Annotated in this window: 13 protein-coding genes; 9 read left to right on the forward strand and 4 right to left on the reverse strand. The window is 67.7% G+C overall.

Going from position 1 to position 15,116, the window contains the following annotated elements:
- Nucleotides 1-34 precede the first annotated feature (34 nt).
- Nucleotides 35-994 (reverse strand): hypothetical protein, encoded by a 960-nt coding sequence (locus E0E18_RS00850; protein WP_237559572.1) that lies wholly within the window; start codon nt 992-994, stop codon nt 35-37.
- A 50-nt stretch (nt 995-1,044) separates the two neighbouring features.
- Here E0E18_RS00850 and lspA point away from each other — a divergent pair, with 50 nt between their 5' ends.
- From lspA to rarD, 4 genes are read left to right on the forward strand one after another with little or no spacing between them, the layout of a single operon-like run.
- On the forward strand, nt 1,045-1,662 hold the full coding sequence (lspA, locus tag E0E18_RS00855) for a signal peptidase II (protein ID WP_272914239.1): 618 nt from the start codon (nt 1,045-1,047) through the stop codon (nt 1,660-1,662).
- Nucleotides 1,659-2,594 carry an RluA family pseudouridine synthase gene (locus tag E0E18_RS00860; RefSeq protein ID WP_130839092.1) on the forward strand — a complete coding sequence of 312 codons (936 nt, stop codon included), beginning with the start codon at nt 1,659-1,661 and terminating at the stop codon, nt 2,592-2,594. The genes lspA and E0E18_RS00860 overlap by 4 nt, the downstream gene beginning before the upstream one ends.
- Nucleotides 2,594-3,337, forward strand: coding sequence for a hypothetical protein (locus E0E18_RS00865; protein ID WP_202616670.1), 744 nt, complete (start codon nt 2,594-2,596; stop codon nt 3,335-3,337). Before E0E18_RS00860 ends, E0E18_RS00865 begins: the two co-directional genes overlap by 1 nt.
- Nucleotides 3,334-4,248, forward strand: coding sequence for an EamA family transporter RarD (rarD, locus tag E0E18_RS00870; RefSeq protein WP_130839093.1), 915 nt, complete (start codon nt 3,334-3,336; stop codon nt 4,246-4,248). The genes E0E18_RS00865 and rarD overlap by 4 nt, the downstream gene beginning before the upstream one ends.
- A gap of 26 nt (nt 4,249-4,274) precedes the next feature.
- Here rarD and E0E18_RS00875 read toward each other — a convergent pair whose 3' ends face one another.
- Both E0E18_RS00875 and E0E18_RS00880 read right to left on the reverse strand, forming a co-directional pair.
- The gene (locus tag E0E18_RS00875; RefSeq protein WP_419866056.1) at nt 4,275-5,627 is read right to left on the reverse strand and encodes a D-arabinono-1,4-lactone oxidase; all 1,353 of its coding nucleotides are present in this window, start codon (nt 5,625-5,627) and stop codon (nt 4,275-4,277) included.
- Nucleotides 5,628-5,635: 8 nt separating this feature from the next.
- Nucleotides 5,636-6,850 (reverse strand): alanine racemase, encoded by a 1,215-nt coding sequence (locus E0E18_RS00880; protein ID WP_130839094.1) that lies wholly within the window; start codon nt 6,848-6,850, stop codon nt 5,636-5,638.
- Nucleotides 6,851-6,911: 61 nt separating this feature from the next.
- Here E0E18_RS00880 and nadA point away from each other — a divergent pair, with 61 nt between their 5' ends.
- The 3 genes from nadA (at nt 6,912) to E0E18_RS00895 (ending at nt 9,598) form a co-directional block, all read left to right on the forward strand.
- Nucleotides 6,912-8,030 (forward strand): quinolinate synthase NadA, encoded by a 1,119-nt coding sequence (nadA, locus tag E0E18_RS00885; protein ID WP_187119935.1) that lies wholly within the window; start codon nt 6,912-6,914, stop codon nt 8,028-8,030.
- Nucleotides 8,031-8,071: 41 nt separating this feature from the next.
- On the forward strand, nt 8,072-9,007 hold the full coding sequence (nadC, locus tag E0E18_RS00890) for a carboxylating nicotinate-nucleotide diphosphorylase (protein WP_066588935.1): 936 nt from the start codon (nt 8,072-8,074) through the stop codon (nt 9,005-9,007).
- Between the two features lie 66 nt (nt 9,008-9,073).
- The gene (locus E0E18_RS00895) at nt 9,074-9,598 is read left to right on the forward strand and encodes a hypothetical protein (RefSeq protein WP_130839095.1); all 525 of its coding nucleotides are present in this window, start codon (nt 9,074-9,076) and stop codon (nt 9,596-9,598) included.
- Here E0E18_RS00895 and E0E18_RS00900 read toward each other — a convergent pair.
- A complete protein-coding gene (locus tag E0E18_RS00900) occupies nt 9,583-10,758 on the reverse strand; it encodes an ATP-binding protein (protein WP_161972224.1) in 1,176 nt (391 codons plus the stop codon). The genes E0E18_RS00895 and E0E18_RS00900 overlap by 16 nt on opposite strands.
- A gap of 124 nt (nt 10,759-10,882) precedes the next feature.
- On the opposite strand from E0E18_RS00900, the gene dnaE reads away from it, so the two are divergent.
- Together dnaE and E0E18_RS00910 are read left to right on the forward strand one after the other, a co-directional pair.
- Entirely contained in the window at nt 10,883-14,449 is a 3,567-nt protein-coding gene (gene dnaE / locus E0E18_RS00905; RefSeq protein WP_110481523.1) for a DNA polymerase III subunit alpha, read from the forward strand.
- Entirely contained in the window at nt 14,450-15,115 is a 666-nt protein-coding gene (locus tag E0E18_RS00910; RefSeq protein ID WP_066588922.1) for an IMPACT family protein, read from the forward strand. It abuts the gene before it with no gap.
- The last annotated feature ends 1 nt before the right edge of the window (nt 15,116 follow it).

The raw sequence follows: 15,116 nt of genomic DNA on the forward strand, positions 1-15,116 counted from the left end.
CCCGGGCCTGCCCCGGCCAGGGTGGACGCCGGGCTCACTGCCCGGCGGCGTCCTCACCGCTCCAGGTCAGGGTGGTCTTCGATTCCTGCACCACGCTGACCGGGGAACCCGGCTGACCGTAGGTCACCACCGTCCGAGTCCTCACCGAACCCCCCACCGGAACGGGACGCCGCAGATCCAGGGTGAGGGAACCGCCGGACTCGCTGGTCGAGTCCATCACCTGGAGCTCCGTCCCGGCCATCTGCCTCACCGCCGGTGTGCGCGAAATGTCCACACCCAGGCTGATCACCGAATCACTGCGCGACGTGAGTGTGTAGGTCACCACCTGCTTCATGGACGCACCGGCGGCGACGTCGTCGATCTGACCGGTGACGGTCCACCGGGCACCCGCCCCGACCGGTTCAGCCGGGAACACGAGAGGAAGGTCGGTCATCAGTCCGAAACCCTGCTCCACGCTGGCGCGGGCCGAATCCGTCGCAGATTCGGGGGATGAGAAGCTGCGCGTGGCGACCTTCCCGTCGTCGCTGTACTTCTGGACCATGCGGAAACCCTCCGCAGTGGCGATGTCGGAGTTCCGGGCCTCTTTGTCCCCGGTCGGCGTCCCCGCCGTGACCGTGGACTCGAGATCCTCTCCGTCCGTGGAGACTGTCGCGCTCAGGGGAATCTCCATGGTGACCTCCGAGTAGGGGAGTTCCCCCTCGGCGGTACCTTCGGCGTCCCCTCCCTCGGTGTGCTGGCCCAGCCCTGTCGTCACCCGGAACTTCCCGGACTGGGTCCCCTCATCACTGAACCACGCCAGAGGGGCAGTCGGGGCGGCACCGACCTCGAGGAGCTTCACGGCGACGCCGTCGACCGTGGTCTCGACCGGGTCCGACATGGTCCGGCCCTCCGTGGAACCTGACGAGGAGCACCCTCCCAGACCCAGGGCCGCTGCCAGAGTCACGGTGGTGAGGAGAACGGCCACTGCCGGGGGAAGGGTACGTCGTCTGTGCACGACTGCCAGGTTACCAACCCGCCCCGGTGCACCCGCTAGGATGGACCTCCGTGACTCCGGACCACGCCTCCCCGACAACTTCCCGCCCCTCGGGCGACAGCCGCACTGCCGTCGGAAAGCGGGCAGTTCCGTGGGCCCTGGTCGTGCTCGCGGCGGTGGTGGGCCTGGACCAGCTGACCAAGTGGCTGGTAGTGGAGAATCTCCGACCGGCGACGCCGTACCCGGTGATCGGTGACGTCGCACGCCTCTACCTCATCCGGAACCCGGGAGCCGCCTTCTCCATGGGGGAGGAGGCCACACCCTTCTTCGCGGTGATCCAGCTGGCGGCGGCCCTCCTGTGCATCTACCTGGCTTTCCGCACCACCAGTCCCTGGGCCTTCACCGCCGTGGGGCTGATCGGAGGTGGTGCCGCCGGAAACTTCATCGACCGGGTGTTCCGAGACCCGGGCGGACTGCACGGCCATGTCGTCGACTTCATCTCGGTGGGTGACTTCGCGATCTTCAACATCGCGGATTCCGGGATCACCGTCGGCGTGGTCGTCTACCTCTTCTACGCACTGTTCATCGAACCGCGGCAGTCCCGTGACAGTGCCGGTGACAGTGCAGGTGACAGTGCCGGTGACAGTGCAGGTGACAGTGCCGGTGACAGAAACGGGGAGGTCCGGTGAGCGGGCGCGAATCGAGGATGCTGCCGGTACCGGGAGGACTCGCCGGAATGCGGGTGGACGCCGGCCTGTCGCGACTGCTCGGCCTGTCCCGCACCGTCGTCGCCGAACTCGCGGAGGCCGGCGACATCGTCCAGGACGGGCGCACGGTCGGCAAGTCCGACCGCCTGGTCGACGGAGCCTGGATCGACGTCACTCTCCCGGAACCTCCCCGGGACCTTGCCGCGGAACCTCCCCGCGCCGTTGAGGGGATGGAGATCCTCTACTCCGACGATGACGTCATCGTGGTGGACAAACCGGTCGGAGTGGCGGCACACCCCACCATCGGGTGGGAGGGGCCGACCGTCACCTCAGGACTGGCCGCGGCCGGGTTCCGGATCTCCACCTCGGGCCCCCCGGAGAGGAAAGGTATCGTGCACCGGCTGGATGTCGGTACCTCAGGAGTCATGGTGGTCGCGGCGTCGGAACGTGCGTACACGGTACTCAAGCGTGCCTTCCGTGACCGCACGGTGGACAAGACCTACCACGCTCTCGTCCAGGGGCATCCGGACCCGACCGACGGCACCATCGACGCACCTGTCGCCAGGCATCCCGGCCACGGGTGGAAGTTCACCGTCCGGGAGGACGGCCGCCGGGCGGTCACCCACTACGAGACCATCGAGGCGTTCCGTGAGGCGACACTGGTCCGGGTGCATCTGGAGACCGGCCGGACCCACCAGATCCGGGTGCACTTCTCTGCACTGCACCATCCTTGTGCCGGCGACCCCATGTACGGGTCCGATCCCGCCCTTTCCCGGCGGCTGGGACTGTCCCGACAGTGGCTCCATGCCGTCCACCTCGGTTTCCCACATCCCGACGGACGGTGGATGGACATCGATTCGCCCTACCCGGCCGATCTGCAGGCGGCCCTGGACCGGCTGCGTGAGACGAACTGATGCCCGCGCTGCCCACCCCCGAGAGGATTCCGGAGGACCGACGGACCAGGCGCAGGCTCGAGTGGCAGGACACCCGCCGACCTGCGTGGGTCATGTGGTTGTCCGTCGCCTGTGTCATTCTGATGGGTGTCGCGCTGGTCGCCCTGTCGAACTCGGAGCGGATGTCCCGACCCACGGCGGTCAACGGGGATTCTCTCGGCCCGGAGTCCGGTGAGAGTCTGCCGGCATATGCGGTTCGGGCGTCTGAGGCCCTGACCGACGGTGAAGCAGGTCCGGCCGATTCTGTGAGGTGGGCACTCGTCACACCGGAGGAACCTCTCGACGTCGCCGGACTGACCACGTTGTTCCGCCCTTTCGCCGGGGTGGCGGACCTGCGGGTCAGCACCCTGCTGGTCGGTGGAGTGCAGTGGCCGGTACCGGAACCTGCGGTGGGCCGCCGGCGCGAGGATGTCTTCATCGCCGTCCGTGACCGGGCCGCGACCTCCGCGGGCGTGGGTGTGGAGGATCCGTCGCTGAGGGTGACAGGTGTGCTCGTGCACGCCCGGGTGCCGGTCCTGCAGGACCTTGCTGCGGCCCGTGGCGTCCTCGCCGTGGAAGCGCTGCCGGCCGACGCCGTGTTCGGACGTTTCGGCGTCCGCCCCGCGCACACCGACGGGCACACCGACGGGGACACCGGGCGCAACGGTGGCACCGTCGGCACAGACGGTGCAGAGCGTGCCGGCGGCACGGGCGGTGCCGCATGATCTGGGGTGTCGCCTGCTACCTGATGTGGGGGTTCTTCCCCGCCTACTTTCCGCTGCTCGAACCGGCGGCACCCCTGGAGATCCTCGCCCACCGGTTCGTGTGGACCCTCCTGTTCGTCCTCGCGGTGCTCATGGTCCCGTTCCCGGGACGCGGACGCGGTGGACTGGGGTGGCTGCGTGACATCGGCGCAGCCCAGTGGTGCAGGATCGCCGCAGCGGCTGTTCTCGTCGCCGGGAACTGGGGACTGTACATCTACGCGGTGAACAACGGCCACGTCGCTGACGCCGCACTCGGGTACTTCATCAACCCGCTGGTCAGCGTGCTCCTCGGCGTCATCGTCCTGAGGGAGAGACTGCGGACACTGCAGTGGCTCAGCGTAGGCGTGGCAGCGGCGGCCGTCGTGGTGCTCACGGTGGCACTGGGATCTCCGCCGGTGGTGTCACTGGCACTGGCGGTAACCTTCGCGCTCTACGGTCTGATGAAGAAGAAGGTGACGCTCTCACCGGTACGGTCGTTGACCGCAGAGACTCTGGTGCTCGCCCCGGTCGGTGTCCTGTACCTGGCGTGGCTGCAGGTCCAGGGGACGAACACGATGCTGCAGGGAGGGCACGGCACCGGCCACGTGCTGCTGCTGGTGCTCTCCGGTGTGGTGACGGCCCTGCCGCTGCTGTGTTTCGCCCGTGCCGCCCACGAGCTTTCCCTGACGACCCTGGGGATGCTGCAGTACATCACCCCGGTCCTCCAGATGCTCTGGGCGGTCTTCGTCGCCCACGAACACATCGCTCCGGCACGGTGGTTCGGATTCGCCCTGATCTGGCTGGCGGTGACCGTGTTCACGGCCGACACACTGCTGAACTCATCCCGCCGTCCGCGGCTCACCCGCCCCGCCCCGCCTGCAGGCGACGCCTGACAGGGCCGCCCCGATACACCGGACACTCAGGCGGTGCCGAAGATTCTGTCGGTGTAGGGGTTGCGGAACATCCCCTCCGGGTCCACGGTCGCGCGTAACGCTCCCACGGCGTCCAGGTCCGGGTGCACGGCGGCGAGCCGGTCATGGCCGAGACTGTGCAGTTTTCCCCAGTGCGGGCGACCCCCGGCTGCCACGAGTACCGGTTCGACCACCGAGAAGAGCTCACGCCAGTCGTCCCGGTGGTACCGGTGGACGGCGACATAGCAGGAGGGTCGTCCTCTCGCGGTGGACAGGGGAACGTCGTCGGCGGCAGCGGTCCTCACCTCGACGGGGAAGCCCACCGGTATCCCGCTGGAGTCGATGACCCTACGGACCTCGGCGAGCACCTCCCCGGCATCGGGGAAGGGAACCGCGTACTCCATCTCGTTGAACCGGACCCGTCGGGGGGAGACGAAGACACGGTCGGCGGTGTCGGCGTACCTGCGTTGCGCAAGCGCCGCGGCGGACACCCGGTTGACCGCCGGGGTTGTCCCGGGAACAGCGTGCATCACCTCGCACATGGCCTCGAAGGCGACATTGTTGACCAGTTCGTCCTCGATGAACGACCGCCACCGGGGCACCGGGCCGGGAAGACCGGACCTGTCGGACAGGGGGTGACGGGTGTTGAGTTTGACATGCGCGGTGTCGGTCCCGGGGAACCAGTAGTACTCGAAATGGTCCGTCTGCCGGGCCAGCTGTCCGAAACCCGCGACCACCGTGTCCAGCGGCTCCGCCCGTTCCACGGCAGACAGCAGGAAGCCCTCCACGACAGACATGGTCACCTCGGTGAGGACGCCGAGAGCCCCGACAGCGACCCTCCCGAACCGGAACAACGGGTCACCGGGGCCGGCGTCGTGCACCGTCGCGTCGGCGGTGACGATACGCAGGTGCCGGACCATGCCCGCCAGACCGGTGAAGCCTAGTCCGGTGCCGTGGGTCGAGGTCGACACCGCCCCGACCAGGGACTGCGGGTCGACGTCGCCCTGGTTCGCCAACGCCAGTCCGTGGGGGCGCAGCAGGGCCGGGATGTCCCTCAGCCGGGTGCCGGCGAGGAAGGTGACCTCCATGGCGTCCTTGTCGACATTCACCACACCGGACAAGCGGTCAAGGTTGACCAGGACGCCGTCTGTCACCGCCGCCCCTGTGAAGGAGTGGCCGGCACCGACGGTCCTGACCCGCAGGCCACGGTCTGCGGCGTCCCTGATGACGGCGATCACCTCCTCCTCGGTGGCGGGCTGCACGACAGCCACAGGCTGTGCGGTCTGCACCCCCGACCAGTTGCGCCATGAGCTTCCGCGCAACCTCTGCACCGGTCCCCGGAGCGCGGTCCGGGACCTCACCCAGCTGTTCACACGAACACCTTCCCTTCTCCACGGTAGGTCGGCCACCGGCCGACGACACCTGTCCCGCCGACACCGTCCGCACCGGCGGTGCGGGCCACGACGACAACCTCGTCAGTCCATTCCGCCTGTTCGCCGGCCTTGGCGTGCCGGAACCACACCTGGTCGCCCGGCCTGAGCCGCCGCGCAGCCTCCCCGCGCAGCGGAGTCTGCACCTCCCCGGCCCCTTCCGTCGACATGAAGGACAGTCCGGCGGGATAGTCCACCACCGGAAGCCTGTCGGCACCGGGACTGCCGGAGGCCACCCGTCCACCACCGGCGACGGTGACGATGTCCGGTGCCGGTCTGCGCACCACGGGAAGGACGAACCACCCGGCCGCGGTCGGCCGGAACCTCCGGTAGTGGTCGAACAGTCCCGGTCCCATGATCCCCGAGCCGGCGCCGATCTCGGTGACCGCGGCTTCCGCCGCCGTGGTCTCGACGGATCCGGTGCCTCCGCCGTTGACGAACTCGAGGTGTCGCCCCCGGGCGGCCAGGACGTCACTGACCGCGGTGACGACTGCGGCGCGCCGGGCCGCCAGCTCCCGGACGGACACGGCCTTAACTGCGGCCACCGCAGGGGAGGTGTCCGTGGTGCCGGCGATCTGACCCTCGTAGGCCATGATCCCGACGAGGTCCACGCCGGGCCGGTCGCAGATCTGTGCGGCGAGTGCGGCAGCGTCCGCGACCGTGTGCACGGGCGAACGGCGGGCGCCCAGGTGCACCGGTCCGAGAACCAGGGAGGCGTCGACGTCGAGGCATACGCGCACCCGTCCGGCGCGCGTGTCCGGTGGGCTGACGGCGTCGATCAGGTCGAGGTGGGTGGTGCTGTCGACCGTCAGGGTCACGGTGTCCAGGTGGCGGGTGTCGGAGGTCAGATGTCGCAGCAGTGACGCCGAGACGCACGGGTAGGCGACGAGGATGTCGTCGCACACGCCTTCGTCGGCCAGCCAGAGGGCTTCCCCCAGGTCGTAGGCCAGCAGTCCGCGTATGCCGTCGACCCGGAGCAGGCGGGAGATCAGTTCCCGGATGCGGACGGATTTGGTGGCCAACCTCACCGGGGTGCCGCTGGCGCGGTCGACGAGGTCTGCGGCGTTGGCGAGGGCGGCGTCCAGGTCAAGGACACTGAACGGAGGTTCAAGGCCGGCGACGGCCGTACGGACCGCCGGACGTGGAACTCCCATGTCCGGATAATTCCACATCCGGCACTGTGCTGCCGGGCAACCGCCGTTATGATTGTCCGACATGACTGTGACGAAGACCACCGTGCCGGTAGACGAGCCGGCGGGGCGCTCCCTCGACCCCCTGGACAGCCCACTCCTGTCCACGGTATTCCGCGCACCCGGACACCAGGGACCCGAGGGACCGGTCGGCCGCTGGGAAGGGGTGCCCGGTGACGACACCTGGGCCGCGGAGATCCGACGCCTCAAAGAAGCCCGCAACGCCGTCATCCTCGCCCACAACTACGAACTTCCCGAGATCCAGGACATCGCCGACCACACCGGAGACTCACTGGCACTGTCCAGGATCGCCGCCGAAACCGACGCCGACGTCATCGTCTTCTGCGGAGTGCACTTCATGGCCGAGACGGCGAAGATCCTGTCCCCCGCGAAGACTGTCCTCATCCCGGACGCTGCGGCCGGCTGCTCACTCGCAGACTCCCTCACCGCCGACGAACTGGCGGAATGGAAAAGTGAACACCCCGACGCCCTCGTCGTCAGCTACATCAACACCTCGGCCGCGGTCAAAGGTCTCACCGACGTCTGCTGCACCAGCTCCAATGCCGTCGACGTGGTCGCCGGACTGCCCGGGGACCGTGAGATCCTCTTCGGCCCCGACCAGTTCCTCGGCGCCCATGTCCGTCGCAGGACAGGACGGGACAACATCCACGTCTGGGCGGGCGAATGCCACGTCCACGCAGGGATCTCCGGGCCGGAGCTCGCCCGGCGCGCCGAGGAGAACCCGGACGCCGACCTGTTCATCCACCCGGAGTGCGGTTGCGCGAACTCGGCGATCTACCTCGCCGGAGAAGGAGTCATCGACCCGGCCCGGGTCCACATGCTCTCTACCGGTGAGATGCTCACCTCGGCCCGGGAGGCGTCACGCTCAGGCAGGGGCCGGGTTCTCGTCGCGACGGAGGTGGGCATGCTGCACCAGCTCAGGGGGGTGGCCCCGGACGTTGACTTCGCCCCCGTCAACGAGCGTGCCTCCTGCCCGTACATGAAGATGATCACACCGGCGGCACTGCTGCGCTGTCTCGCCCTGGGCACCGACGAGGTTGACGTGGCCCCGGAGGTCGCGGAGAAGGCCCGGAACGCCGTGGAACGCATGATCGCTGTCGGGACGCCCGGCGGCGGGGAGTAACTTGATCCGCCGTGACTGCTTCCAGGACTGCACTGCCGCAGATGTTCCCAGGTGACCCGCGTTTCCCCTACACCTCACCGTTGGGACAGGACTGCGTACCCTCGTCGTTCACCGCACTGGCCCGCGCCGCACTGGCCGAGGACCTCGCCGACGGGGACGCCACGACCCTGGCCACCGTTCCGCGGGGAGCCACCGGTCGTGGCGTCCTCGTCGCCAGGGCAGGGGGAGTGGTCTCCGGTGTCGATGCAGCCCGCGCGGTACTGGTCGAGGCCGCGGAACCGGCGTTCGCAGCCGTGCTGGGAGGCACAGTGGCACTGACCGGGACGGTGTCCAACGGCACCGTTGTCGCGCCGGGCGACGTGGTCGGTGAACTCACCGGACCGGTTCGTGCGGTACTGCAGCTGGAACGCACGGTGCTCAACATGCTCACCCACGCGTCCGGGGTCGCGACACTGACGGCGGCGTGGGTTGCGGCCGTGGACGCCGCGGCACCGGAGGGACACCACGTCGCCGTGCGGGACTCCCGGAAGACACTTCCGGGGCTGAGACTGCTGGAGAAGCGTGCGGTGGTCCACGGCGGTGGAGTTCCCCACCGCTACAACCTGTCGGACCAGGCGATGGTCAAGGACAACCATGTGACCGCCGGAGGCGGCGTGGTGGACGCCTACCGTGCCCTGCGGGCCGCCCGCCCGGAACTGTGGTGCGAGGTGGAGGTGGATGACCTGGCGCAGCTGCGGGCGGTGCTCGCGGTGAAGAATCCCCCGCAGCAGGTGCTGCTGGACAACTTCACGGTGGAGGACACCGCGGAGGCGGTGGCGTTGCGCGGTGCACAGGCACCGGGGGTGCTGCTGGAGTCCTCCGGCGGTCTGACCCTGGATGTGGTCGGTTCCTTTGCATCCACCGGGGTGGATTCGGTCGCGGTGGGGGGTCTGACCCACTCCGCTGCGGCACTGGACATCGGACTCGACCTGGTCTGAGGGTCGGAGCCGTCCGGGTGTTCCGGGGCCGGCTGCCGGCAGCGGTTCCTCGTGTATCCTGAGAGAATGGGAAGAGGCGGGGGAAGCGGCACGGTGAACGGCGGGGAGGAGTCCGCGGTGTTCGTGGTCAACGTACCGGGCGACATGCGTGTCATCCCGTTCGTCGTGATGTTGCCGTTGTGGGTGATGGTTCTCGCGGTACGTGAGTGGTCTCTGGTCCTGGTGGCTGCGGTGGTACTGGTGTGCCTGATCGGGTTGTTGTTCTTCGCCGTTGTCCGCGTCCGTGTCGGTGGTGGGACGGTGGAGATCACCGGCCCGTTCTACCGGCGCCGGTTTCCGGTGGACCACATCGGGTCCGTGACCGTCGCCCCCGATGACGGCATGAACCACGGCCTGGTCAACTGGCCGGTCATCGGTAGGGCGACGTCGCCGGAGGGGGTCCGGCTCAACCTCGGGGGCAGTGCGGCAGTGCGGGTCACGACGGTGACAGGGGAGAGGTACACGGTCGTCTTCCCGACCGACGCGGATGCCCTGGCCTGCCGGGACGCTGTGGCCGGGATGACGGCGAAGCCGTCTCATCCGGTCGTGTGACGTCTCACCCACGTGCCCATGCCGGGCGTGATGAAGTGCAGGCCACCCGCCCCGCTCCGGTAGATCGTCCCTTTCTTTATCAGTCGGTCGCGCAGGTAGGAGACTTTCCGGGTCTCCTCGCCCATAGCCTGTGCCACCTGCCCTCCGTTCGGTTCCCTGACGGTGGACTGCACGGCTGCCAGTGCGGTGAGGTACTCGCGTTCACGGCCGCTGGCGTCCTCCCAGCGGCCGAGGAACAGCTGTTCCAGGTCGGCGGTGATCCGGGGGAGTGCGTCCCCGGCGTGTCCGGCGGTGATGCGGTCACTGCCGTGGGAGGCACGCCATGCGAAGTGCCCGGCGACCTGGATCGCGTAGGGGTAGCCACCGGTCCGGGTGAGGAGGAGGTCGGCGGCGTCAGGATCCATCGGACGTCCGGACTGCCCGGCGGGTCCGGTCAGTGCTTCCCTGGCGTCGTGGACCGGGAGGGACTCCAGAGGGTGCCATTCCGCCCGTTCGAGGTAGGTCGGCAGTTGACTTCCGCGCTTCCCGCGCAGGGAGGGGAGAGCGGCGACGGCGATGACCAGCGGCCAGTTCTCGGGCACCGTCTCCTGGAGGACGCCACCGAGTTCATGCATCTCTGCAGGGGTGGAGTTCTGCAGTTCATCGAGGGTGACGAGGAGCCCGGAGCCCCGGGCCGCGGCAGCTGTCATCGTCGAGCGGAGTGTGTCGCCCAGCGACTGCGGTGAACTGTCCTCTCCCCGCGACACTTCGACACCTCCGCCGATCCCGAGTACCGACGCCTGGATCCTGGCTCCGGTCAGTCGCGTCCGCCTCCCCGTTCCGGGGCAGCCGGGAGTGGTCCCGTCGAACAGGGCTCGTGCCGCGCGGAGCCTGGTGGTCAGCTCCCCGACCAGGTCAGACCTTTTGGCCTCGACGTGCACGGTCGGCCATGAATGCTGTTCGGCCGCGGCACGGGAGATCTCCCCGAGAGTCACCGTCTTCCCCACTCCCCGTGGGCCGACGAGGATCAGGGGGCGTGGCGTCCTCCCGTCGAAGGCGGCGACCTCGAGTGCCTCGTTGGCGGCGTCCAGTACATCGGTGCGGCCGGCGAACACCAGGGGTGCCTGGTTGAAACCCGGACGGTAGGGGTTCGGCTGGCGGGCGGGGTGTCCGGTGTCCATGTGCGAAGTATAGCGCGTATAGCAGATACGGACACTTATGGCGAAAAAGGCAACATAGAGCACCGTATAGCAGGACATGCGTCGCGTGTCGGGGAGATCCTGTGCCAACGGTAGACTGTCCGCCATGAAGAAGTCCTCCTTCGTCCACCTGCACAACCACACCGAGTACTCCATGCTCGACGGCATGGCGAAAGTGGACCTGCTCGCCCGGGAGGTGACCCGGCTGGGAATGCCGGCCGTGGGAATGACCGACCACGGCAACATGTTCGGATCGGACGCCTTCTACCACGCGATGACCAAGGCAGGGGTCAAGCCGATCATCGGGATCGAGACCTACATGGCCCCCGAGTCCCGGCTGTTCAAAGACCGGATCCGCTGGGGCGAGCCGGGGCAGAAACGTGACGACGTCGCCGGTGGCGGCTACTACCTGCACCAGACGATGATGGCGGAGAATGCCACCGGACTCCACAACCTCTTCCGCCTGTCCTCCCTCGCCTCCTATGAAGGCCAGGTGTCGAAATACCCGAGGATGGACGCCGAAATTGTCGCCGAACATTCCGAAGGCATCATCGCCACCACCGGCTGCCCCTCCGGGGACGTGCAGACCAGGCTCCGCCTGGGCCAGTTCGACAAGGCCCTGGAGGCCGCGGCGATGTGGCAGGACATCTACGGCAAAGACAACTACTTCCTCGAGCTCATGGACCACGGACTCGACATCGAGAAAAGGGTCCGTGACGATCTGCTCGAGATCGGCCGCCGTCTCGAGCTCCCTCCGCTGGTCACCAACGACTGCCACTATGTTCTCCAGAAACAGGCCAAGCCCCACGAAGTGATGCTCTGCGTGCAGACCGGTGCCACCCTCGACGAGCCCACCCTCGACGAAGGCGGCAAGCGGTTCGCCTTCTCCGGCGACGGCTACTACGTTAAACCCGCGGAAGTGCTGCGCGAATACTGGGACCCGATCGTCCCCGACGGCTGTGACAACACCCTGTGGATCGCCGAACGGGTACAGGACTACGGGGAACTCTGGGAGGAGCACCCCCTCGACCGGATGCCGAAATACGACGTGCCCGAAGGCCACACCCCCGTGTCCTGGCTGCGGCATGAGGTGGCTGAAGGTCTCAAGGCGCGCTTCCCCGGCAGGGAGGTCCCCCAGGAGTACCTGGACCGTGCGGAATATGAGATCGGCGTCATCGACATGAAGGGATACCCCTCCTACTTCCTCGTCGTCGCCGACCTGATCAGGCATGCCCGTTCCATCGGGATCTCCGTGGGACCGGGCCGTGGCTCCGCCGCCGGGGCACTGGTGGCCTACGCCCTGACGATCACCAACATCGACCCCATCGAGCACGGGCTCATGTTCGAGAGGTTCCTCAACCCGGAACGCCCCTCCGCCCCCGACATCGACATCGACTTCGCCGACGACCGTCGCGGGGAGATGATCCGCTATGCGGCGGAGAACTGGGGGGAGGACAAGGTCGCCCAGGTGATCACCTTCGGCACGGTGAAGACCAAACAGGCCATCAAGGACGCCGCCCGTGCCCACCACGGTCAACCCGGGTTCCAGATCGCCGACCGGATCACCAAGGCCCTCCCGCCGGCGCAGGCGGCCAAGGACATCCCCCTGTCAGGGATCATGGACCCGGAGCACCCCCGTTACGCCGAGGCCGCGGAGATCAGGACCCTCATCGAGACCGACCCGGTGGTCAAGGAGATCTACGACGACGCCCTGGGCCTGGAGGGCGTCGTCCGGCAGGCCGGGGTGCACGCATGTGCGGTGATCATGGCGTCCGTCCCGCTGATGGACCACATCCCGATGTGGAAACGCCCCCAGGACGGTGCCTACATCACCGGCTGGCCCTACCCCGCCTGTGAGGCGATCGGGCTCCTGAAGATGGACTTCCTGGGACTGCGCAACCTCACCGTCATCGCCGACTGCATCGAGAACATCCGGCGCAACAGGGGTGAGGACGTCGACCTGGAGAACCTCTCCACCGACGACCCGGCCTCCTACGAGCTCCTGGCACGCGGGGAGACCCTGGGGATCTTCCAGCTGGACTCCGGCGGCATGCAGGAGCTGCTCAAGCGGATGAAACCTACGGGCTTCAACGACATTGTGGCGTCGCTGGCACTGTACCGTCCGGGCCCGATGGGGGTCGGCGCGCACTGGGACTACGCAGACCGCAAGAACGGCCGCAAACCCATCGAGCCGATCCACCCCGAACTCGCGGAGTCCATCAGGGACATCCTGGAGGAGACCTATGGTCTGATCGTCTACCAGGAGCAGATCATGAGGATCTCGCAGAAGGTGGCCAACTACACCGCAGGCGAGGCAGACGGGTTCCGTAAGGCCATGGGCAAGAAGAAGCCCGAGGTGCTTGCCAAGGAGTTCGACAAGTTCTCCGCGGGCATGAAGACCAACGGCTACTCCGACGATGCCGTCAAGGCGCTGTGGGACACGATCCTGCCGTTCGCCGGGTACGCGTTCAACAAGTCCCACGCTGCCGGCTACGGTCTGGTGAGTTTCTGGACCGCCTACCTGAAGGCCCACTACACCGCCGAGTACATGGCGGCCCTGCTGACCTCTGTGGCCGACAAGAAGGACAAGTCCGCCATCTACCTCGCAGACTGCCGGCACCTCGGAGTGAAGGTGCTGAGTCCGGACGTCAACGAATCCGCCTACACCTTCCAGTCCGTCGGTGAGGACATCCGATTCGGGCTGGGTGCGGTCCGCAACGTCGGCGAAGATGTCGTCGAGTCGATCATCCGTGCCCGGGAGGAGAAGGGGAAGTTCCGCGACTTCTCCGACTACCTCGACAAGATCGACGCCACCGCCTGTAACAAACGGGTCACCGACTCCCTGATCAAGGCAGGGGCCTTCGACTCTCTCGGCCACCCCAGGAAAGGCCTGCAGCTCATCCACGAGGACGCCGTGGACGCCGTCAGCTCCACCAAGAAGGCAGCAGCCAGAGGGCAGTTCGACCTGTTCGCCGGACTGTCGGAGGAGGACACCGGCGACGCGTTCCGGGTGGATGTCCCCGACCAGCACTGGGACCGCAAGCACGAGCTGTCGCTGGAGCGGGAGATGCTGGGGCTGTACGTCTCGGGCCACCCTCTCGACGGGTTCGAGGCGTCCCTCGACGCCCAGATCGACACCCCTCTGACCACCGTCATCTCCGGGGAACTCCCGGACAAGAAGATGGTCAAGGTCGGCGGAATCATCTCCTCGGTCGACCGCAGGGTCGACAAGAAGGGCAACCCGTGGGCGATCGTGACCATCGAGGACCAGCATTCCGCCCAGGCCGAACTGCTCGTGTTCTCCAGGGTGTACAGCATGGTCGCCCCGGTGATCGCGGAGGACAACATCATCCTCGCCCAGGCCGAGGTCAGCATCCGGGACGACAGGATGAGCCTGTTCTGTGTCGACCTGAAACCGGCGGAGCTCAGCATCGGCGCGGGGTCCGGGGTACCGCTGCGACTGCGTATGCGCATCGACCAGTGCACCCCGGAGAACATTTCCCGGCTCCGGGACGTCCTGAGCAGCAACAGCGGAGACTCCGACGTCTATCTCACTCTCGCCGACGGTGACGAGGAACTGCAGTACATGCTCCCCCCGGAACTGAGGGTGAACCGCACCTCGTCGCTGATGGGTGACCTGAAGGCGTCCACCTGGGCCGGGATTCTCGGCTGAGTGGGGGAGAACAGGCAGCCGGCCCCGTTCCTGCGGCCGGCAGAGGCGGAGGAGCCCTGGCAGGCACTGACCGAGGTGAAACGGTCCCGGTTCCTGGCACTAGTGTCCCGGGCCACCGGTGAGGACGAGGCGCGGGCCTTCATCGCCCGGGTCCGGGCCGACCACCCGGACGCCCGTCACCACTGCAGCGCCTTCATTCTCCACGTCGGTTCGGCGAACCCTGTCGAGCGCTCCAGCGATGACGGTGAACCTTCCGGCACCGCCGGACAGCCCATCCTGGAGGTGCTCCGCGGTTCGGGTATGGAGGATGTCGTCGCCGTCGTCGTCCGGTGGTTCGGCGGAGTCAAACTCGGTACCGGGGGACTCGCCCGCGCCTACCGGGACGTGGTGAAGGAAGCGGTGGACAAGGTGCGGGTCGTACGGCGGGAGCCGCGGGCACTGTGGGTCCTGACAGTTCCGTACGCTGCGGCAGGACGCCTAGAAGCCGACCTGCGCAACCGGGGCTGCCAGGTCACTGCGTCGTACTCGTCCACGTCGGTGGAGCTGACCCTCGCCGTCGACGCGGGTGATGATCCCACCGGGACCGTCGCCGGCCTCACAGGAGGTGAGGTCCCTGTGCACCGGGCCGGTGAACAGTGGTGTGACGTGCAGGTGTCCTCCACCTGAC

Source organism: Corynebacterium neomassiliense, from assembly GCF_900626215.1.
In the GTDB taxonomy this organism is placed as follows: domain Bacteria; phylum Actinomycetota; class Actinomycetes; order Mycobacteriales; family Mycobacteriaceae; genus Corynebacterium; species Corynebacterium neomassiliense.